We start from the raw sequence: 21,378 nt of genomic DNA on the forward strand, positions 1-21,378 counted from the left end.
GGTATTTGATTTCCTTGTAAAGTTATCGTCAGAGGGTAGCCCGCTCCGCGATGGCGGTGGTGGCATCAACCCATTTCATTTTCGGGACCAGCAGGTGGGCTCCGTCTCCGGCGCTGAGCAGAGCCGCCGGTTCGGCCACTCCCTTGGCTCCGGTCGCTTTGAGTACCGCTGCCGAAGTGGAGACCTCTTCCACGCCGTTGAGCTGGTCTTTGCTGTAAAAATCAATCTCCAGGCCCAACTCCCGGGCAGCGGCAAGAAGACCGATTTCATCCTGCTTGAGATCAATGGAGGCAAGGCGAGCAATGGCCTGGGGCAGGAGTCCATGCTCTTCACAGGATTTATGGATGACCTGAATGATCAACTCTGCGGGTGTGCCCCGGTTGCAACCCGTGCCGACCACCAGCGTTTTGGGGATGAGCAGGGCCTTGCTTGTTCCATATTCTGCCCGGCAATCAATTATGAGATCTGCCTGAGCAGGTTCCTCCACCCGGTGCAGATCTTTGGGCAGAGTCCCCAGAGGATAGGGGCTCCAGACATGGAGAACACCCCGGTCGACCAGTTTTCCCATGGCGCGTGTGAAGAGTGCTTTATCGGCGACCAGGAAGCCTCGGTCCCGGCACCAGAGATCAAGCGCGGTTTTTCCCAGCACATCCGAGGCGGTGGTTAGGACTGGTTGCCCACCCGTGGCTGCAGCTACCTGCTCGGCCAAGGCGTTTGCCCCACCCAGGTGCCCGGAGATCAACGAGATGGCAAAGCGGCCCAGCTCGTCACAGACCACGATGGCAGGATCCTGGTATTTGTCCTTGATCAGCGGCGCAATGGTGCGCACCACAATGCCGGTGGCCATAATACAGATGATCTGATCGTATTCCTTCCAGACTGTTCCCATCTGTTTGGCCAGACGCCCTTTGCAGGCAAAAAAATCACCACCGAGCTTCGAGGCAAGTTCCTGGCCCAGTCTGCAGCCTCCCTGGCTGAGGGCTAGAATGGCCAGGCGAGGAGAGGGCGCACCGATGGAATCAGCGGTACTCGTGGCTGAAGGCGGCATCGTAGAGTTTGGAGGCGATGGTGGAGTCTTCTCCAAGGGCAGGTCCCACCACAATCATCGCGGTTTTTCGAATGGCTGATTCTTGGATGAGAGCAGCGATCGTATTGAGCCTGCCCCGCACGATCTGCTGATCCGGCCAGCTCGCCTTTTCCACAACGGCGATAGGCGTTTCAGGGGCGTAACCACCGGCGATCAGGTCGTTGACCACGGTCTCGATCAGCGAGACACTTAAGAAGATACACATACTGGCCTGGATAGCGGCCAGTTTTTGCAGCGATTCCCGTTCCGGCACCGGGGTTCGTCCGGCCTGGCGGGTGAAAATAACCGTCTGGGTGACCTCGGGAACTGTCAGCTCTACCTGCAGGGCTGCTGCACTGGCAAAGGCGGAACTCACACCGGGAATCACCTCATAGGGGATCTGGCGTGCATCGAGCCACTGCATCTGCTCGCGAATGGCTCCGTAGATGGCTGGGTCGCCGGTGTGGAGACGGACGACTTTCTTGCCCTGTTTGTAGCCCTCGGCAAGCAGGGCCATGATGCCCTCCAGATCAAGGCTTGCGGAGTCGTGGCAGGCCGCCTTGACGCCATCAAGCAGGGCCACATTGACCAGACTCCCGGCGTAGACGATCACATCGGCCTCATCGAGAAGGCGACGACCTTTCAGTGTTATCAGCTCCGGATCACCGGGGCCGGCGCCAAGAAAGACGACTGAATGACAGCCGGACTCAGGCTGCGATTGCGCTGTTTGCATGGGACACCTGTACCTTTTTTTTGCGGATAACCATGGTGGAGAAGTAGTGCAGCTTCTGCCCCCGGGTTTCACGGATATCGGTAAATACTCGTTCTTCAGGCATGCCGGAACGCTCGATCAGTATAGCTGCGTCAAGCAGGCCCAACTCTTCAATCAGGTCAACCAGCGCATCAATACGCTTGTGGACTTTCATTAACACCACTGCATCCAGAGTGGTGAGAATCTCGCGTAAGCGATTATCTTCAAAGGCAGCCGGGACCACGGCCAGCACGTCGTTACCCAGAGCCAGCGGGTAGGACTGGGAAGCGGCGCAGGCGGCCATGGCGGTGATGCCTGGTACAACGGTGACCCCAATGTCCGGTCGTTGTTCCTGAATGATCGCCAGCAGATAAAAGGCGGTGGAGTAGAGGGTGGCATCGCCCAGGGTGGGAAAGGCGACATCTTTCCCCTGGTCAAGCTGTACGATCACATCATCGGCAGCCTGCTGCCAGGCACTGAGCTGCTGATCGTCTGTTTCCTGGCCCAGATAGACCTTTTTCATGATGAAGTGGAGAGGAAGGATAGTGCGTTCCCCCTCGGGAACGATCTGTTCCGCGATTCGCTGGGCACTGCTCGGCCCATTTTTTTTGGCTGTGGGCACAGCCCAAACCTTGGCCTTGGTGAGTATACGGACAGCTTTGTAGGTCATCAGTTCCGGGTCGCCGGGACCAACGCCGACCAGATAAAGGTGCCCGGTTGATGAGGTGGGAGATTCGCTGTTCATTTGTCGCCTGTTATAAGGGTTATGGGGTTAAAAGTTTGAGGTTCGCTGTCCGCAGAAGAGCTGCGCGTCACTGCCAGGGTACTGGTTGTGAGCGTAAGGCCCTGTTGCGCGAGGCAACGCAGGGCGGTGCTGCGGGTCTGTTCAAGCACTGCGTTGATGACAATGCGGCCTCCTTGGGGGAGACGCTCAACCGCTGCTTCGATAATGGCGGGGAGCCGTTTGCCGCTGCCACCGATAAAGATGCGATCCGGCGTGGGTAAGTCAGCGATTGCCTCGGGGGCCTCACCGCTGACCAGATGCATGGTGTAGGTACCAAAGGTGCGGATATTTGCCCGAATGTTAGCCTGCTCTTCTTCCTTTTTCTCGATGGTATAGATCGAAAGTTCCGGGCAGAGCCGTGCGGCCTCCAGGGAGACCGAGCCCGAGCCTCCGCCAATATCCCAAAGCACCCCCTCGGGCGGCAAGCGGAGCTGGTGGAGGGTTGCTGCCCGGACTTCACTTTTGGTGATCAGGCCCCGAGAGTGTTGGATTTCCTCTTCCCGGAGTCCAAAGACACAATCATGGCGGACCATCGAGGTCTGTTCCATGAGCATCATGTTCAGTGGGGCAAACTGTTTTCCGGCAATTTCAGCCAGGCTTCCTTGGGTAATATACTCTTCAGAAAGACCTAAGTTTTCCGCAACCCGCAGGGTAATGCCTGCGATACGCTCCTGATCATCACAGGCCTCCAGGGTAGCCAGAATGCTGGCCGCAATGGAATCGGGACTGTTTTTGTTGTCGGTGAAGAGCAGAACCCGCTGGTGTTGCAGCAGACGACCGGGAATATCCCGAAGGTTGCGTCCGTGCAGGCTGATAATGGTGAGGTCGTCCCAAGTGGTCCGAAAGCGGGCGCAGGCAAGCTGGACTGCCGAGAGCGCAGGGTGAATGCGAATGCGCTCCGGGCCAAATTCCCTGATAAGGGTGCGGCCGATGCCATAGAAAAGGGGGTCACCACTGGCGAGCAGCGCAACATCACCGCCTTTGAGGGCCTCGGCCAATTTGGGAATCATCTCGGCCACCGGAGAGATATCAATCATGGGACAAATCAGTCCGTTGACCAGGGGGCGGTGGCGTCTGGAGAGGATGATGGTCGCGCAGCGGCGCAGAATTGGCCACTGTTCAGCCGTGAGTGACTGGCCGCTGACCCCGATGAGTTCAATGCGTGACATGGACGACTCCCTCTTCAGAACTCACAAGATAGACCGATACAGGGAGCCCGGACCACTGTTCGGCCTGGATTTTTGCCTGCTGGCTGACTGCCGCGATGAGGTCGTTACGCTTCATTTTGAGTAGATAATCATAGATTTCACGGGCAGTATTGGCCGTGTGGAGTTTTTTGCTTGTTTCTTCTTCCAGCCCCAGCGAGGCAAGCAGATCAGCCGCATGATGGGTTTCCAGTGCGCCATTTCGGACATGGGTTTGGGGAACACCCAGGGCAGCTTTGACCAGCTTTGCCCACATTTCGGCCAAATGGATTTTCCGAAAGCCATGGCGGCCGGCAGCCTTCAGGGCATACTTAAGATAATCTCCCATCATGACCTGGGATTCTTCGGCAAGCCCCAGGTAGGATTGGACGGCAGCCTCAGAGGTACGGCCGGTGGCGAGAATGACCTCATCCAAGCCAGCGGCCCGCGCGACCTGCATGGATGCGTCAATAGTGTCTGTCCAGGCCTTGGCCGAGATGGGGCGGACAATGCCGGTGGTTCCCAGAATGGAGATGCCGCCTAAAACACCGAGACGACGGTTAAGCGTTTTTTCCGCCAGGATTTCACCGTCGCGGACAAAAATCTGCACTTCAAGCGGTCTGGGCTCTTGAGGACATTCCTCAAGAGCCTCGGCAACGGCCTCGATAATCATTTTGCGGGGGACCGGGTTAATTGCCGGTTCACCCACTGCAATCGGCAGGCCAGGTTTGGTTACCCGGCCAACGCCCGGGCCGTTCACCAGGTATATGCTTTCTTTGCTCCCATCATCGCTCCAGCGGACTTGCGCCCCAATTTCAGCGCCATTGGTGACATCGGGATCATCCCCTGCATCCTTGACCACCGTGGCCATGGCGCCGCCACCTTCTGTGCGCTGCAGGCGGCAGAGCGCAAAGCTGTGGCGGGATTCATCGGGAAAGAGAATCTCGACCGAATCGTCCTTATGGCCAAGCAGGCAGCGCACTGCGGCCTTGGCCGCGGCTGCGGCACAGGCACCGGTGGTGAAGCCGCTGCGAAGCGGTTTTTCACGTGGGGGAGCCATGACGATGTCAGGCCAGTCGCAGCAGGGCATTCACCATGGCCACCGCTACAGGGGTGCCGCCTTTGCGGCCAAGAGCGGTGATGTAAGGGAAGTCCTTTTCGATCAGAATGTCTTTGGACTCTGCAGCATTGACAAAGCCAACCGGAACCCCGATGACCAGATCTGGTGCAAAACTGCCCTGTTCGATCAGCTCCATGATCTTTAACAGGGCCGTGGGCGCATTGCCCACCGCAACGATACCGATGTTGTCGTTGACGCTCAATGCCATGGCCGCATCGGATCGGGTGGTGCCTTCTGCCTTGGCCTTGGCTATTGTTGCCTCTTCCGCCACCTTGCAGATGACCTTGCCGCCAAATTTGGCGAGCAAACCTTTGGAGATACCACTGGCCCCCATATTGACGTCGATGAGGATGTTTTTGCCACTGCGAAGGGCTTGCAGGCCAGCTTCTATCGCTTTGGGATGAAAGCGAATATTTTCGGCAAAACTGAAGTCGCCGGTGGCGTGGATAGAGCGGCGGACAAGGGCGAACTCTTCGGGGGAAAAGCTGGTGGGGCCGAGTTCCCGCTCGATGATGCGAAAACTCTCGGCCTCGATCTCTAGTGGTGCGACTTTTTGCAGGGTAACCATAGGTGTTCTCAGCGTGGTTGGCGGCAGGCCTGGACAAAGCGGGCGGCGGCTTGCGGCGTTCGCCCCCAGTGCAGATGGATGTAACCTGCCAGAGTGTTGTCTATAAGAAAGCCCTCACCACGGCCATCGGCCAGATGGTAGGCCACCGGAGCGGAAGCTCCTTCTTCGATGGTGGAGTAATGAAATTCATGCCCATGGAGGATCGTTCCTCGTGGTGCAAGCAGGCAGTCTGCTTCGACCATGGGTTGCCGGTACCCCAGGCTGCGGAGCCTTGGCTGCATGCGGGCGCTGAAAGGGTAGAGCCCGACCATGGGAAATTCAGCCCCCTCCTGGTTTGTGATCGACTTGCACAAGTACATGAATCCGCCACACTCGGCGTATACAGGATTGCCAGCCCGGGCAAAGGCCAGTATTTTTTCGCGTAGCTGCACATTTTTACTGATTGTATCCGCATGCAGCTCTGGATATCCGCCGCCAAGATAGAGTCCCTGGATATCTGGGGGGAAGCATTCATCTTGCAGGGGGCTGAAAAAGATGAGCTCAGCTCCGGCCTCCCTGAGCAGATCAAGATTATCCTCATAGTAGAAACAGAAGGCTGCATCCCGGGCCACGCCAATCCGCACCGGTGTCCCTCGCTTCACCAGGGGGCCGTGAGAATCACTTTGAACTTTTTTTGGTCGCTCCCTGGCAATGTTGAGCATCTGATCCAGATCCACATGCTCCTCGATGAGACTGACTAACTGTTCAAGCCCCTCACCTTTGAGCGGATGTTCTTCGCCCATGTGCAGACCAAGGTGGCGGGATGGGATGGAGACCGACTCGTTGCGGGGCAGAAAACCCAGCACCGGCACATCGCAGTAGGTTTCAATGGCATCAGCGATCATCTTACGGTGTTTGTCTGAGCCCACCCGGTTACAGATGACACCAGCCAGTCGCAGGTTGGGATCAAGGGTGGCGAAACCATGGGCGACCGCGGCCACGCTTTCCGCCGCAGAGCGGACATCAATCACCAGAAAGACGGGCAGCTCCAAGGTCTTGGCTAGGTGCGCAGCTGAGCCTTCACCTCCATCGAAGAGTCCCATGACCCCTTCAATCACCGCACAGTCACAACCGGTCCCATTTTTAGCAAAGCTGCGGCGGACAAAATCAGCACCGCACATACGCACATCCAGGTTACGTGAGATCTGACCGGTCACCATCTGGTGGAGGCTGGGATCAATGAAATCCGGGCCGCACTTAAACGGTTGGACCGCAAGGCCCCGGCGGGCAAGCGCCGCCATCACACCCAGGGTCAGGGTGGTCTTGCCGCAACCAGAGTGGGTTCCGGCGATGAGCAGGGCAGGAAAGCTCATAGGCGTATAATCCCCTTTTGGGCGTAATCGGGATAGAGCAGCGATTTGACGAAAGCAATGCCGTCAAGTAATTCCAGGGTCGGGCGGGAGACCATCTCCTCGGCGACCAGAAAAACCTGGCCATCACGAACCGCCTTGATCACCGAGAACCCTGGCTCATGGATAATGTCATCCACGCGGACCGGGTTCATTCGGCCGGTCTGGGCCAGGTAGAGATCAATGTCGTTGGCTTTGGCCAGGATGCGTTCTTTGCCGTAGGCTGCAATATTGGTCTGCCGCATTCGATCGGCATCCGTTGCCACGTTGACGCCGCCGGCAGATTCCAGGACAAAGATGGCCATGGAGGTGGGGGCAAAGGTCTTCATTTGGCTATGCATCGACTCAAAATACACATGTTTGCGCCGATTTTTGGGGATGAGGCGCAGTTGGCTCTGGAGCGCTTTCAAGCGATCGGTAAAGGTGGTGACCATGGCCTCGGCCTGTTGTTCATGGCCGGTCAGGATGCCCAGGTCGCGCCAGTACTGGTAGAGCTCCTTAGCCTGGGTGGGTTGCAGGGAAACCACGCGTACATTATGCCTTTCCAAGATACGCACCAGATTGGGGTAGGCGCGACTGATCATGGGCCGAATCAATACCAGATCAGGTGAGAGGGCCAGGAGGCGTTCCGGGTCGTCCTGGAAGCGGACCTTAGGGCAGCCGGGTAACTGGTGGTCACTGGGGCTGCAGCCGATGATTTCTTTTTTCAGACCCAGTTGCAGCAGGTTGGTGGTGTGGGCCGAATAGAGAGAGATGATGCGTTTGAACGGTTGATTAAAAACAATAGTCCGGTTTTCAGTGTCGGTAATTGATGCCGCGGTCGCGAGCTGGGCAACAAGCAGCAGGGACAGGCAAAGGCAGGATGCAAAAGATGAAAGACGCATACGTACTCTATATCAGGGGGTCATGGGCAGGCGAAAGCTGACCTGCCGACAGTTGGTAAAGGGGTTGGGGCGGACCTCGGCTTCAACGCCGTAGACTTGCTTAATGTTTTCTGGAGTCAGCACCTCTCTCGTCGGTCCCTGGCAGATGATTTTGCCTTGTTTCAAAAAAATCAGCTGATCACAGAAGAACGAGGCCAGGTTGAGATCGTGCATCACAGCCACCACCTGCAAGCCCTGCTTCTCAAAGCGGGAACGGATCAGGTGGAGGATTTCCAGGCTATGGTGGATATCCAGGTTGGAGGTTGCCTCATCCAGCAGAAGGACCTGGGGCTTTTGCGCGAGTGCCCGGGCCACGGCCACGCGTTGCTTTTCCCCACCGGAGAGGCGGGTGACCGGTCGTTTGGCCAAATGGCTGATTCCTGTGAGGCGCAGAGCCTCATCGATGATTGTTTGATCTTGCTCGTTGGGGGCGGCAAAACGATGGAGGTGCGGATGCAGCCCCATCTCCACCACTTCCCGCACCGGATAGCCAAAGCGGACCGTAAATTCCTGAGGTACCAGGGCCAGCTTTTGGGCCAATTTTTTTTTGGTCCAGGATGGAAGCGGTTGGTCCAAAAAGTCAATTGTTCCCCTGTCTGGTGTGAGTAATCCCCCCATGAGGTCGAGCAGGGTGGTCTTGCCGCTGCCATTGGGACCGAGGATGCCGTAACTGTAACCTCGTCGGAGCTCAAGATTGATTGTCTCCAGCACAGATGTGCCGTTGTAGCCGAAGGCAACGTCTGTAAGCCGCCAGAGAATATCCTGATTTTCAGAAATCACTCTTGCCATCCTGTTGCCGTTTTTTAAAAAGGATACAGAAAAAGGGGCCGCCAAGCAGGGCGGTCAACACGCCGATGGGGACCTCGACAGGCAAGATAGCCCGAGTCAGGGTATCGGCAACGAGCAGCAAGAGGCCACCGGTAAAAAATGAGAGGGGGATAAGCAAGCGGTTATCCGGCCCCACCATATGGCGGAGCATGTGGGGCACAATGAGGCCGACAAACCCGATGATCCCCGAAACCGAGACCGCAAGAGCCGTCATAAGGGTGGAGACGGTCAGTAAAATTGTGCGCAGGCGAACGGTGTTAATCCCCAGTGAGGTGGCGGCTCGGTCACCGGTTGCCATAATGTTGAGATCCCGGCTGTAATAGACACCGACCAGAGTCCCGAAAAGTGCGGTGGGTACCAGCAGGGCCAGGCTGCTCCAGGAGGAACCGGCCAGGCTGCCCATGAGCCAGAAGATAATCAGGCCCACCTGTTCATCAGCGAGAAATTTGAGAAAGCCGATGGCTGCAGAGAGAATTGCCGAAACAATAACACCTGCGAGAATAAGGCTGGTTGAGGAAAGGCGTCGGTCACCTGCCGCCAGGTACAAGACCACACCCAATGTGGCCGCGCCCCCAAAAAAGGCAAAGACCGGAATCGAGGCGCCGGTGGGCAGGTTGAGCCCAAAGATCTGCAACACAATCACCAGGGATGCGCCAAAGGCAGCTCCGGTGGAAATCCCCAGCGTATACGAGTCAGCAAGCGGGTTGAGCAATATTGCCTGAAAGATAGCGCCACTGACACCGAGCAACCCCCCCACCAAAACCGAGCAGAGGATACGGGGCATGCGCACATCGGCAACCACCGTGGCTGCGACGGCGTCAACACTTTCGGGCTGCGACTGGCCGATCAGCTTGAACCAGATAATGGTAAAAACATCAGGGATGGAAACCTGAAGAAAGCCAAGCGTTGCCGAGAGGGCAATGGCAAAAATCAGAGTTGCGATCAGAGGCAGAAAGAGCACGGATCGGCGGGGCAACATCATCAGGGCAGCTCCACTCCCGCCTCGGCAGCAGCCTGGGCAAGATGTTCCACAAAGAGTGAAGCCACCTGGGGGCCAAGCCCCTTGATTTCGGCGCTGACTTGAAATCCCTGCGCCCGCAGAATCGATATCCAGGAGTCTTCTTCCTCGCCGACCAGATCATTGATGGCATGATCGCCAGCGACAATAAGAAAGGGCTTGAGAAGGACTTTGTTGATATTGTGCTGGCGTAAATTTTCGATAACATCGTCAAGGCTGGGAAAGCCCTCGACCGTACCGATCAGGGTGAGCACATCGGGGTAGAGGCTTCGCATCTGGGCGGCAAACTCCAGGTAGAGCCCACCGGAGGGGAAATGCTCGTTGCCGTGGCCCATGTAGACAAGGGCCGCGTCATGTCGTTTTGCCAGCGCCGCGTCTGCCGCCAGCGCCTTGGCCGTACGACGGATATCATCAGCATAACTGTATTTGAGGCTGTAGGTCCCCAGTAGGGGGCGGCCCAGTCCAATGGTTTCAAAGGGCTGCCAGCGGGGTTTCATGGTGCGAATGGAGCAGAGCCCGCGTACGTAGGCTGCAAGGTCATGGAATTCTTCGGCTGGAGCGATATGGGTCGGCTGGACCACCTGGCAAAGATAGCCCTGGTCCTGAAGATTGGCAATGGTGGCGAGTATGCCCTGGACTTGGAGAATTTCCTCTGGAATTTCGGGGTGGGCTGCGAGGTAGGAGGAATCCGCTGCCCGTTTATGCCATTTGCGCCGAATCTGATTCGAGGTAAAGGCTATTTTAACAGGAGGTTGCGGATAAGTCGCTTTCACCTCCCTATGGATGGCCAAAAGATCCTGCAGGGCCGATTCTACCGTGGTCCCGAACATGGCCAGAACGATTGCTGTCTTGTTACGCTGCACCTGCATGCCTCCAGTGAGTGAGATGGGGGAGAACTCTGCCCTGCGGCCCTGTATAGGTACCGGATACCATACCCGCCTGATCCGTAAACAAAAAATCCCGGATCATGTTCATGATCCAGGATGTCCCTTGTTTACCACTGGAATCGGTTCCTGATCGAGTTGCCGAACTGGATCAGGTACTGTGTTCAGGCAGGTCTTCTGACTCCCGGTTCCCCCTCCTTCCGCGCCTTCCCGTAAAAAACAGTGGCGTTTGAGCGGAATTCGTCCCCGGCTACAGCGGTGGGCCCGTTCCGGCTTATAAACCGGATTCCCTTTTCATCCGAATCAACGGACACCTAAACTCTTGTGCGGCGATATGGTACCTGCCGCATTCGGTGAAGTCAAGCCGTGATTCACCGCTCTTCAGGAAAACAGGGCAGAGAGCAAGGAGAAAGAAGGAAAGGACTGGAGGGGGGGAGGGAAAAAGCACAAGCCCTTCAAATACCGGGACGGTATTTGAAGGGCTTGGAGCCGGTTGAGCTATCTGTTGTTTGTAGAGCACACCTATTTCTCAAATTTCACCAGGACCTGGTCTGCCTCGACCGCCTGGCCTTTTTCCACGCAGACCTCGGCAATAACGCCATCAATGGGTGAGCCGACACCACTTTCCATCTTCATGGATTCCAGGATAACCAGGTTCTGCCCCCGGAAAACGCGATCGCCCTTCTGGACCAGGGCATCAACAACCAGCCCCGGCATGGGGCAGAGCAGAACATTGTTGAGCGCAGCGGATGCCTTATGTGGCATAAAGCTCATCATGGCCCACTCTTTAGGTGTGTAGACCTCAAACAGGCGGGACATACCGTTAAAGGAAACCCAGAGAAAGGATGTGTCCAGCTGGATGCGGAATCGGTAGACCTGACCGTTGATCACCAGTTTCAGCCGCCTGCGGAAAAACTCGAAATGGGGAATTTCGACCTCATAGAGATTGCCGTCCACCCGGATAGAGCAGGTCTTTCCCGAGACCGGCGGTTCTTCGAGGACAACTTCAAAGTTATCCTCCTCGCAGCGGATCATATACTGGGGCTGGTGGTCAAGTTTTCTCTCACCACCAATGTTGGAGACCATATGGCGCATGGATTCACGGACCGCGACCTCACGGGTATGGTAAATCAACCCGGCGACCAGTGCTGCCAGGCGCATGGAGTGCACCGCTGGTGAACGTTTGGAGACACCTCCATCAAAATGCTGCTCAATGAAACCGGTGGACATGTTGCCCTCGGCAAACTCGGGCAGACAGAGCACACTGGTGGCAAAGTCAATATTGGTGGATACGCCTTCAATATGATACCCGTTCAGCGCCTCGATCAGACTGCGCCGCGCATCTTCGCGGGTTTTGCCGTGGCAGATGACCTTGGCTAGCATGGAGTCGTAATAGACATCAATCTTCGAGCCGATGTTGACGCCCGAATCAACCCGGGTACCGGTGCCGCGCGGTGCATAATAGCGGGTGATCATGCCGGTTGAAGGGATGAAACCCCGGCCTGGATCTTCGGCACAGATACGAGCCTCAATGGCCCAGCCGTTGAAGCGGATGTTTTCCTGCTTAAAGGGGAGGATCTCGCCGCTGGCGATGCGCAGCTGCCATTCCACCAAATCCATGCCCGTGACCAACTCGGTCACCGGGTGCTCAACCTGCAGGCGGGTGTTCATCTCCAGAAAATAAAAGTTCTGGTGGGTATCGAGCACAAATTCCACGGTCCCTGCGTTGTAATAGCCTGCCTTGCGGGCAAGATCACAGGCGGCCTGCCCCATGCGTGCGCGCAGTTCCGTTGAAACCGCAGGCGAGGGTGATTCTTCAATCACCTTCTGGTAACGGCGCTGGATAGAGCATTCACGCTCTCCCAGATGCACCACATTACCGTGGCTGTCGGCCAGAACCTGGATTTCGATATGGCGTGGCTGCTCGATATAGCGCTCGACAAAGACCCGGGTATCGTTAAAAGCCTTTTGGGTTTCCTTGCGGCTGGCGGCCAGGGCATCTTTCATGTCTTCGGCTTGGCGGACAATGCGCATGCCTTTACCGCCACCACCGGCTGCGGGTTTGAGCAGGATCGGGTAACCGATTTCATCGGCCAGCCTGATGGCTTCTTCCTCGTCCTTGACCGCGTCGATGTGTCCGGGAATGACCGGAACGCCTGCGTTCTTGGCCAGTTCCTTGGAGGTGATCTTGTCTCCCATGACGTCGATGGCCTCAGCGGAGGGGCCAATCAAGACCAGGCCTGCTTGCTCAATGGCCTTGGCAAAGTCAGCCTTTTCCGAGAGGAAGCCATAACCCGGGTGAATGGCCTGGGCGCCTGTTTTCTTGGCGGCAGCGATGAGTTTGTCGATATCCAGATAGGATTTTTGCGACTGGGATGCTCCGATATGCACTGCCTCGTCTGCCAGGTGCCGGTGGAGACTGCGGCTATCCGCATCGGAATAGACGGCAACCGTATTGATCCCCAACCGGTTACAGGTACGGATGATACGAACAGCGATTTCGCCACGGTTGGCGATAAGAATTTTATCAAACATAGCCTACCTCAGAGGGGAATATTTCCGTGTTTACGATCCGGGCCTTGGACTTTTTTGGAGTCCAGCATCTGCAGGGTGCGAATAAGATGCGAGCGGGTGTCCCGGGGAAAGATAACATCGTCGATATAGCCCCGTTTGGCTGCCAGGAAGGGGTTGGCAAAGGTTTGCTTGTACTCTTCCATCTTTTCGTTCAGCACGGTTTCCGGGTCATCGGCAGAAGCGATTTCTTTTCTGTGGATAACCTCGGCCGCCCCTTTGGGCCCCATGACCGCGATTTCGGCGGTGGGCCAGGCGTAGTTGACATCGCAGTGGATGTGCTTGGAGTTCATAACCAGGTAGGCGCCGCCGTAGGCCTTGCGGATGATGACCGAGATGCGCGGGACTGTGGCCTCGGTAAAGGCGTAGAGCAGCTTGGCGCCGTGGCGGATGATACCGCCGTGCTCCTGATCCGGGCCGGGCATAAAGCCGGGGACATCGACCAGGGTGATCAGGGGGATGTTGAAGGCATCGCAGAAGCGGACGAAACGTCCCGCTTTGTAGGAGGCGTCGTTGTCCAGCACACCGGCGAGTACTGCGGGCTGATTGGCCACCAGACCGACTGTGTGACCGCCAAGACGACCAAAGCCGCAGATGATGTTGCGGGCAAAACCGGCATGCACCTCCATGAACTCCGCCCCATCAAGGATGGAGTGGATCAGGACGTTCATGTCGTAGGACTGGGTCGAGTTGGTCGGTACCAGGAAATCCAGGGCCGGGTCGGTACGATCCGGGGCGTCGCTCAAATCAAGGATGGGAGAGCGCAGTTTATTGTTTGAGGGCAGGTAGCTGATCAGCCGTCGCACCTCGCGCAGGGCCAGGACATCGTTATGCACCGTGAAATGGGCCACACCGCTTTTGGAGGCATGGACACTGGCACCACCGAGATCCTCGGAGGTGATGTCCTGGTGGGTGACGGTCTTGACCACGCTTGGCCCGGTGACGAACATGTAGGAGGAGTCTTCCACCATGAAAACAAAGTCGGTGATCGAGGGGCTGTAGACAGCACCACCGGCACAGGGCCCCATGATGCAAGAGATCTGCGGGATGACACCGGAGGAGCGGACGTTGCGATGAAAGATTTCACCGTAAGAGCCCAGGGCATCCACACCTTCTTGAATGCGGGCACCACCCGAGTCGCTCAGGCCAATGATGGGCGCCCCCACCTTCATGGCCAGGTCCATGACCTTGCATATTTTCTGGGCATGGGCCTCGCCCAATGACCCGCCGAGAACAGTGAAATCCTGGCTGAAAACAAAAACCTCGCGGCCATCAATGGAGCCATGGCCAGTAACGACGCCGTCACCAAGGTAACTCTTTTCCCCGCCAAGACTGGAACCCCGACTGATTTTGAGTACGTCGAACTCTTCAAAGGAGCCATCGTCAAGCAGCAGGTTGAGCCGTTCCCTGGCAGTCAGCTTGCCTTTCTTGTGCTGCATTTCCAGTTGTTTTTCCCCGCCGGCGGAAACGGATTCCGCCCGCAGCCGCTCTAGGGTTTCCAAGGTTGCCTGGTATTGTGTATCCATATAATCCCGTTACCTGGTGGCGGAATCTTCCCCTGTCTCAGGAGAGAGACCGGTCAGATTCTCTGATTTGTATCTATAGTCCGTCGACCTCAGGCCCGACGGATGGAGTCGGTGGTCGATTTCCCCGGTTGGATGAACCGCAGATGTGCGCGGAGGCACCCGTTGATCACAAGATAATTAATCTAGCACAGATGGAAAGGGGGAGTCTCTAAAAAAATAAAGGTTAACAGGAATGGCTCCTGTTAACCTTTAGGGAACGACGAAAAGTTTAGGGGATAAGAAAACTCAGCCTCTCAAAAAAAATCAAAGCCGGCAGACCATTGGAGTATGCGTCCAGCTTGTGACGAGCACAGGGGATATCACCCCATGAGAAAACTCCACAAAATACCGGCGCAGAGGGCGGAGCCGATGACACCTGAGGAGTTACAGGCCATGGCATGCATCAAAAGGTAGTTGCTTGGATCGGCTTTAAGCCCCATCAGATGCACCTCACGGGCAGAGCCGGGAACGGCGGAAACACCGGAGGCACCGAGCAGCGGGTTGATTTTTTCTTTGAGAAAGAGGTTCATAAGTTTTGCAAACAAGAGCCCCGAGGTCGTGGCGATGCTGAAGGCTACGGCGCCAAGTGCAAAAATAAGGATCGATTTGTGGTTGAGGAAGACATCCCCCTGAGTGGAGGCACCCACTGTCAGGCCAACGAGAATAGTGGCGGTGTCGATAATGGCCGTTCGTGCGGTATTGGCCAACCGATCAACCACACCACTCTCCTTCATGATGTTTCCAAAGAAGAAGGGGCCAAGCAGCGGGATTGAGGCCGGTGCAAGAAAGGTACAGAGTATCATGCCGACAACCGGGAAGATGATCAGTTCTTTTTTGGAGACTTCGCGCATGTCCGGCATCTTGATTCTCATTTCCTTTTTGGAAACCAAGAGCTTCATGATCGGAGGCTGAATGATCGGAATCAGCGCCATGTAGGAGTAGGCAGCGATGGCGATCGGACCAATGAGATGCGGAGCCAGTTTAGCGGTCAGGAAGATGGAGGTAGGGCCGTCGGCACCACCGATAATGGCGATGGAAGAGGCTTCAAAGGGATCAAAACCCAGCCCCAATGCGCTGAGGTAGGTGAAAAAGACACCCATCTGGGCCGCAGCACCCAAGAGCATCAACTTGGGATTGGCCAGCAAAAAGGAAAAGTCGGTCATGGCGCCCAGCCCCAGGAAGATAATCGAGGGGTAGACCCCGCTGGTCACACCAAAGTAGAGGTAGTGCAAGACAGAGTTTGCCTCATAGATACCAATACCAAATCCCTTGAAAAAAGGAATGTTGCCTAAAATAACGCCAAAACCAATGGGCAGGAGCAGCAGCGGCTCGTATTTTTTGGCAATGGCAAGATACACAAGAACAATACCGACCACAATCATGATCAGGTTGCGGTAATCGGCAAGGCCGAACCCGGTATTGTGGAGAAATTGAAAAAATAGATCCATGGAAAGTACCCCCTTTCTCTAAATAATGGTCGAGTTTAGTCGTTATAGCGGAAAATGCCGTCACCCAAGGGGTGCAGTTTGCCGGATTCGATAAGCGATCGAATCGAGAGGTGGGGGTGGGGGACGTGGTACTTCTTGGCAAGAATATAGAGCTCTGCCAGCTCAAATTCAGGATCTAATTCCTCGATAAGAGGCATAAAACGGGTAATAATCAGGGACACATCAGTGGGACAGTCGGGCAACTGGGGTTGAACCGGTTTTTCTTCCGAAACCACCTCGACTTTCGTTTTGGGGCGGTCAAGCAGGGCAACCAGCTTATGCAGCTGAGATATGATAATGGATAACGTTATCAAGCCGCTAAAAACGATACAGGCACCAGTCGCAGCAGCGACCCAGCCGTTGTGGTGTGAAATCGCTTCGAACCCGATCAATTGAAACCTCCTTCAGCCAAATATTTATTCTAGGTCTCGGCGAACGCCAAGGAATTTGAGAACACTGATGAGAATTCAGCACCCTCTAATTACACAAAATTAAGCTAAAGTCAAATTGTTAGTTATTGGTATGCTTCTGTGCTTACTGTGACTTACCCTTATATATCAGGTGCTCCAGAGTAAAATGTTGTAATTCGAAGGGGGATGGAATGAGAGCGGAAAAAGGGGAACATCCTGACCCTCAATCGTTGGGGGGATTGTGAAAATTGGGCATGGCAGAAGGTATGCAAGAGGAAAACAACAGCGACTTTACAGCCAGGAAGGGGAGGTATTGATTTTTTACAAATTCTCCGCTTTAACATAGTAATCTATAGGGAACATGTGGTACAGAAAGCCACCCCTTCGCCGAGGCGGAAACCAGGAGAGTTGTAAGCGATCACGAGGCACCGAATCTGCGGTGTATCGGCCTGTTTACGTTCAGGTAGCCGGAAACCTGGAAAGTTTTGTGGTGGTAGAGCGCATATCCTCTCCTTTGCATAAAAGGGGAACATTGCCCTGTCCGCTATGCCTGTGTTGTTGAGTTATTTGTTGAGTTTTCACTGGTTACGGCTTTGAAGAGGGCAGAAAGAGATCTGCCAGTTATCCATCCGTTTTCGTAAAAGGAGAGAATGCATGCAATTATTCGCCCGCGACATTATGACGAAAAATTTTGATACCATTTACATGGATGCTCCTGTGGAGCAGGCGATTAAACGAATTCTCAGCGCCAAGGTGCGGCCAACCGGTCATAAAACAGTTAGCCTCATGGTGGTTGATTATGACAACGGATTGGTGGGCACCACCAGCATGTATTATATCCTCTACCACCTTCGCCCCTCCTACTTGAATTACGGTGTGGACGGATACGATTTAAACTGGGGGGGTGACCTTGATAAGTTCGTCGAAGAGATCAAGCACAAAAAAGTGGTGCATATCATGAACGACAACTTAATGAGCGTATCCCCGGATGAGCCTGTTATGTCGGTGCTGGACCGGTTGATCAAAAATAACCTCCGCCGTATTTCCGTAGTGGATAATGGCCGCCTGGTTGGCGTGATTTATATGTCGGATATTTTTTATCATCTCTTTGCTGAATAAGGCCTGAATCCGTGAGCATTCATCAGTGAGCCAGGTGCAACTGAACAATACATGAATTTGCAAAAATACGTTGTCTTATTAAAAAGATGCGTTGTTCAGTGACCACCCGCCGTCACGGATTCGGGTAATGGGTTGGGAAAGGAGAGCTTTTTCGCAAAAAAAGGATAAAAAAAAGCCGAAGACCAAGATGAGGTCTTCGGCTTTTTTTTATCCTTTGTGATGGTGCGGCACTGAGCAACAGAGCCCTTAAAAATTGAAGACCTTGGCCTCCGCTGCCATATCAATCAGGTGGGGACCACCGTCCAGAGCCATGTTGGTGTGAAATTTGGCTTCGTCCAGCTGGCGATTTTTAGCGCAGGGGGTACAGATACCGGTCTGAACTTCGTTTTCGATCAGGTAGGGCAGGTAATCGTTGACACAGTCGCCGGTCACGGTTTTTTCGCTACCGTCCTTATCTTTCATGGCCCAGTCAACACCGCTGTCGATGAAAAAGAGATTCACGGTATGCCCCTTGGAGTGGGCGATTTTGGCGAACTGAAAGCAACGGGTCGCTTTCTCGAAATGGTTATCGCGCAACACAAAAAGAAAATTTGCCATGCTGGTATCTCCTCCTGATCATTCAACCTATGGAAATGGGCAGGCTGAAAGGGGATTGCCTGTCCGTGGATAAATTGCACGGGTGTATCCGTGATTACCCTATGATAATAAACAGGAATAATACCGCTCGGCAACGTGAAAAATATAAGAAGAACAGAACGATGAGCCACAAAGACCACATTGAAGGACTGGAGCGTCCACGACAGCTCTCTCCCCCCTGGTGGCTGCAAAGCCCGCACCTGCAAACCCTCTGGCCAAAATTTTTTCGCCGAATTCCGCAGCTGGAGTTTAGAGAGGAACGGCTGGAGCTTGCGGATGGAGACTTTATCGATCTTGCCTGGGTTGAAAGGGCGACAGGCCCCATCGTTCTCATGCTACACGGCCTGGAGGGGAATCTGCGCTCCCATTATGCCCGACCGGTACTCTCCACCCTGGCCGAAGCCGGTTTTCAACCTGTCTTTATGTTTCTGCGTGGATGCAGCGGCGAGCCCAATCGTCTCTCTCGCACGTATCATTCCGGAGCAGCAGAGGATTTGGCTGAGGTCCTGGCCTTACTTGCGGCAAGTGGCCGACCTGTTTTTGCCGCACTGGGATTTTCTCTAGGGGGGAATCTTTTGCTGCGTTATCTGGGGATACACGGATCTGAGGCACTTGTTCAGGTAGCCATGGCGGTCTCTGTTCCCTTTGTGCTGGGCGATGCGGCAAAGCGGTTGGAAAAAGGGCCGTCGCGCATATATCAGCGCTATCTGATGAACCGATTGAAACGTTCGTATCTGCGCAAATTTGCCGAGACGCCTTCACCCATTCAGGTCGATTTGGAAAAAATTCACACGCTCTGGCAATATGACGAGCAGATAACCGCGCCGCTGAATGGGTTTCAAGGGGCCGATGATTATTATCACCAGTGCAGCTCGATTCACTATCTCAAAGATATCACCGTCCCCACCCTGATTTTACACAGCCAGGACGATCCCTTCATGTACCCGCACAACGTCCCGACGCAGGAACAGGTCGGACCGGGGGTAGAGTTGGCCATTCAAGCGCATGGAGGGCATGTCGGCTTTATCGAGGGGGCTAGGCCGGGAGCAAAGGAATGTTTGATAGATCGCTTGGCCCCGGCGTTTTTTCAGAGAAATTTGTGATGACTTGCCGCGCGTGAAAAATGGGACGGTGAAATATGTGGTCTGGTCCTTTTCCCCTCCTACCACAACACCTCCTATCTCTTCTTTATGGAGCGTTTGCTACAGCTATGATGGACTGTAACGTTTTTCTTTTCCTAAAAGACGCCACCCCTCCCTCCTTATGAGTCTATCGCTCCAGCAGCAATCCCCAGGCAAGGCAGGGGAGCCAAATGAGAAGATGACCTCCAAGGAGCCATATTCGCAAGCGATGCTCCCAGATCGTGCGCCGAAAGAGCAAAAACGAATAGAGTGGGAGAAGAATACCGAGTTCAATGAAAAGGTTGCGATACAGGTAATAATTAGTCAACACCAGTCTACCAGCACTTGGGAGAACCCCAAACGGAAGCGTCATGCCGACATCCGTGAATGGCCAGAGCAGCGGAAGAGGATACACGCCAACCAGGAGATCGAGAACCAGGTGAGAATAGGCGGCTCCAAACACCTGAATGATCCGTTCTGTGCGCCCCTGACGAGGAGTATATCGAAGAAGATAGAAAAGCGTGCATGCCGGAAGAAGCGAACAGAAGACGACGGAATGCGTGAACCGTATGAAAAAATTGATTCCAAACAGCCAGAGTACCCCGTATTCGCTATCGGGGAAACAGGCCAGCACGATCAGCCAACACGACCAGAGGAGTGGCCGCGTAAACGGCTGACGATCATGAAACGCTATGGCGGCTCCCGTTATTGAATGACTGACGAATGACGACATAATCTTCCTTCTTCTCAATATCCATAAAGGGGCAGCATGTGGTCATCTCATGCAATACTCGTGGGATCCCGCATCCTACTGTGGCAACGGGATAGCGATAAGTTGAGCGGCAAAGTACCACTTGAAGATTCCGACAAACTTTCAATGGTAAGGATTGCCGCCAGTGGTATTTGTCAGCTCGAACGCTTGATTATGTATGTTTATTAATCATTTAAATAGAAAGTTATGGTTGTGACAACTCGGACATCTTTTTCTATTTTGGCTGTATCTCCATATTGTTCTCCGGCGTCACGTACAAAAAAGTTTCCTTGCCGCGCACTTCTAATTTTACCAACAGTGACGTTAGCGTTTTTGGCAAACTCGTTGGCGGCAATACGTGCGTTTTTGGTAGCCTCGCTGAGCATTTCTGGTTTTATTGTATTTAATTTGGTGAAATGATAGAGAGGATCTCTGTTTTCAATATCGATTCCTTCTGAAATCAGTTTGTTAACATTGCTTCGTACTTTACTGACTTGTTCAACATTATTTGATTCCACGCTAATAGTACCCGTTAATTTATGGGTTTCATCTACCAATTTTTGATTCTCATCTCGATATTCTAAAAACTCATACCTTAATACTCCTGATTGAATCTCATCTTCCGTGAAACCATTTTCTTTAAGTAGATTCTTAATTGTTACTTTATGTTTTTCTGCTTTTTCGTATAAGTTTGGTATCTCTTCTTTTTTGCTGCCAGATACGGTGTAAGCTATTGTCCAATTGACTCTATCTGCTTTAACTCTTCTTTCAGCTAATCCTTTAACCTCGGCTGTGTTGAGAGCAACCTTGGAGTTGTATAATGTTTGTCCAATAAAGTAACCAGAAACCGCTAGCCCAATTGCTACAAATAGGCCGAGAAAGAATAGACCACCTTGAGTTTCTTTGTTCATGATTTTCTCTCTATGAATTTTATTTTACTGCCCTGAATTAGGTTCCGGGCCAGCCATTCCCGGAGCCCCACTCTAATGGCACAGGAAGCTGCTTTGTAGTCCGTAAATCGCCTCAAATTCATGATGAGTATGCGGCAACAGAAGCAAACGGGTCATTTTCTGGGATTATTAACGAAAAATCGTATTTTTTAGGCGCATTTATCCATCCGTTCTTGCCCGCATTTTTCAGACAAGAAACCTGATCTTTGAAAATATAATTGCCCCGTTACCTTGATAACGGAACTTGCTTATGC

The 21,378-nt window shown here is 54.1% G+C and carries 20 protein-coding genes and 1 riboswitch; of the genes, 2 read left to right on the forward strand and 18 right to left on the reverse strand.

Annotated features, from left to right (window positions below; genetic code table 11):
• Window positions 1-28: 28 nt before the first annotated feature.
• From JWJ90_RS05655 to JWJ90_RS05725, 15 genes are all read right to left on the reverse strand, one after another.
• Window positions 29-1,048, reverse strand: coding sequence for a cobalt-precorrin 5A hydrolase (locus JWJ90_RS05655; protein WP_205226228.1), 1,020 nt, complete (start codon window positions 1,046-1,048; stop codon window positions 29-31).
• Window positions 1,020-1,799 (reverse strand): precorrin-4 C(11)-methyltransferase, encoded by a 780-nt coding sequence (gene cobM, locus JWJ90_RS05660; RefSeq protein WP_205226229.1) that lies wholly within the window; start codon window positions 1,797-1,799, stop codon window positions 1,020-1,022. Before cobM ends, JWJ90_RS05655 begins: the two co-directional genes overlap by 29 nt.
• Window positions 1,774-2,562, reverse strand: a complete 789-nt coding sequence (cobI, locus tag JWJ90_RS05665; RefSeq protein ID WP_205226230.1) for a precorrin-2 C(20)-methyltransferase — start codon at window positions 2,560-2,562, stop codon at window positions 1,774-1,776. The genes cobM and cobI overlap by 26 nt, the downstream gene beginning before the upstream one ends.
• Window positions 2,559-3,770, reverse strand: coding sequence for a precorrin-6y C5,15-methyltransferase (decarboxylating) subunit CbiE (cbiE, locus tag JWJ90_RS05670; protein ID WP_205226231.1), 1,212 nt, complete (start codon window positions 3,768-3,770; stop codon window positions 2,559-2,561). The genes cobI and cbiE overlap by 4 nt, the downstream gene beginning before the upstream one ends.
• A complete protein-coding gene (gene cbiD / locus JWJ90_RS05675) occupies window positions 3,757-4,845 on the reverse strand; it encodes a cobalt-precorrin-5B (C(1))-methyltransferase CbiD (RefSeq protein WP_205226232.1) in 1,089 nt (362 codons plus the stop codon). The genes cbiE and cbiD overlap by 14 nt, the downstream gene beginning before the upstream one ends.
• A gap of 7 nt (window positions 4,846-4,852) precedes the next feature.
• Window positions 4,853-5,473 carry a precorrin-8X methylmutase gene (locus JWJ90_RS05680; RefSeq protein ID WP_205226233.1) on the reverse strand — a complete coding sequence of 207 codons (621 nt, stop codon included), beginning with the start codon at window positions 5,471-5,473 and terminating at the stop codon, window positions 4,853-4,855.
• Window positions 5,474-5,481: 8 nt separating this feature from the next.
• Window positions 5,482-6,825, reverse strand: a complete 1,344-nt coding sequence (locus JWJ90_RS05685; protein ID WP_205226234.1) for a cobyrinic acid a,c-diamide synthase CobB — start codon at window positions 6,823-6,825, stop codon at window positions 5,482-5,484.
• Window positions 6,822-7,745, reverse strand: coding sequence for an ABC transporter substrate-binding protein (locus JWJ90_RS05690; RefSeq protein ID WP_205226235.1), 924 nt, complete (start codon window positions 7,743-7,745; stop codon window positions 6,822-6,824). Before JWJ90_RS05690 ends, JWJ90_RS05685 begins: the two co-directional genes overlap by 4 nt.
• A gap of 12 nt (window positions 7,746-7,757) precedes the next feature.
• Window positions 7,758-8,564: a heme ABC transporter ATP-binding protein gene (locus tag JWJ90_RS05695; protein ID WP_338032292.1), complete on the reverse strand. Its 807-nt coding sequence runs from the start codon at window positions 8,562-8,564 to the stop codon at window positions 7,758-7,760.
• Window positions 8,554-9,594, reverse strand: a complete 1,041-nt coding sequence (locus tag JWJ90_RS05700; RefSeq protein WP_205226237.1) for a FecCD family ABC transporter permease — start codon at window positions 9,592-9,594, stop codon at window positions 8,554-8,556. Before JWJ90_RS05700 ends, JWJ90_RS05695 begins: the two co-directional genes overlap by 11 nt.
• The gene (locus tag JWJ90_RS05705) at window positions 9,594-10,493 is read right to left on the reverse strand and encodes a sirohydrochlorin cobaltochelatase (RefSeq protein ID WP_205226238.1); all 900 of its coding nucleotides are present in this window, start codon (window positions 10,491-10,493) and stop codon (window positions 9,594-9,596) included. Before JWJ90_RS05705 ends, JWJ90_RS05700 begins: the two co-directional genes overlap by 1 nt.
• Before the next feature lie 171 nt (window positions 10,494-10,664).
• Window positions 10,665-10,847: riboswitch (cobalamin riboswitch) on the reverse strand.
• Window positions 10,848-11,036: 189 nt separating this feature from the next.
• The gene (gene accC, locus JWJ90_RS05710; RefSeq protein WP_205226239.1) at window positions 11,037-13,049 is read right to left on the reverse strand and encodes an acetyl-CoA carboxylase biotin carboxylase subunit; all 2,013 of its coding nucleotides are present in this window, start codon (window positions 13,047-13,049) and stop codon (window positions 11,037-11,039) included.
• An 8-nt stretch (window positions 13,050-13,057) separates the two neighbouring features.
• Window positions 13,058-14,611 (reverse strand): acyl-CoA carboxylase subunit beta, encoded by a 1,554-nt coding sequence (locus JWJ90_RS05715; protein ID WP_240194764.1) that lies wholly within the window; start codon window positions 14,609-14,611, stop codon window positions 13,058-13,060.
• A 359-nt stretch (window positions 14,612-14,970) separates the two neighbouring features.
• A complete protein-coding gene (locus JWJ90_RS05720; RefSeq protein WP_205226240.1) occupies window positions 14,971-16,098 on the reverse strand; it encodes a sodium ion-translocating decarboxylase subunit beta in 1,128 nt (375 codons plus the stop codon).
• Between the two features lie 35 nt (window positions 16,099-16,133).
• Window positions 16,134-16,529 (reverse strand): OadG family transporter subunit, encoded by a 396-nt coding sequence (locus tag JWJ90_RS05725; protein WP_205226241.1) that lies wholly within the window; start codon window positions 16,527-16,529, stop codon window positions 16,134-16,136.
• Between the two features lie 672 nt (window positions 16,530-17,201).
• Here JWJ90_RS05725 and JWJ90_RS05730 point away from each other — a divergent pair.
• Window positions 17,202-17,666, forward strand: a complete 465-nt coding sequence (locus JWJ90_RS05730; protein WP_205226242.1) for a CBS domain-containing protein — start codon at window positions 17,202-17,204, stop codon at window positions 17,664-17,666.
• Between the two features lie 246 nt (window positions 17,667-17,912).
• On the opposite strand, the gene JWJ90_RS05735 is transcribed toward JWJ90_RS05730, so the two are convergent.
• Window positions 17,913-18,263: a DsrE family protein gene (locus tag JWJ90_RS05735; RefSeq protein ID WP_205226243.1), complete on the reverse strand. Its 351-nt coding sequence runs from the start codon at window positions 18,261-18,263 to the stop codon at window positions 17,913-17,915.
• Between the two features lie 161 nt (window positions 18,264-18,424).
• Between JWJ90_RS05735 and JWJ90_RS05740 the strand changes: the two genes are divergently transcribed.
• Entirely contained in the window at window positions 18,425-19,405 is a 981-nt protein-coding gene (locus tag JWJ90_RS05740; RefSeq protein ID WP_205226244.1) for a hydrolase, read from the forward strand.
• Between the two features lie 166 nt (window positions 19,406-19,571).
• Here the strand turns inward: JWJ90_RS05740 and JWJ90_RS23900 are convergent, their stop codons facing one another.
• Window positions 19,572-20,156 carry a metal-dependent hydrolase gene (locus JWJ90_RS23900; protein ID WP_205226245.1) on the reverse strand — a complete coding sequence of 195 codons (585 nt, stop codon included), beginning with the start codon at window positions 20,154-20,156 and terminating at the stop codon, window positions 19,572-19,574.
• Between the two features lie 203 nt (window positions 20,157-20,359).
• Window positions 20,360-21,085, reverse strand: a complete 726-nt coding sequence (locus JWJ90_RS05750) for an SIMPL domain-containing protein (protein ID WP_205226246.1) — start codon at window positions 21,083-21,085, stop codon at window positions 20,360-20,362.
• Window positions 21,086-21,378 lie beyond the last annotated feature (293 nt).

The sequence above is a fragment of the Desulfobulbus rhabdoformis genome (genome assembly GCF_016919065.1).
GTDB lineage: Bacteria > Desulfobacterota > Desulfobulbia > Desulfobulbales > Desulfobulbaceae > Desulfobulbus > Desulfobulbus rhabdoformis.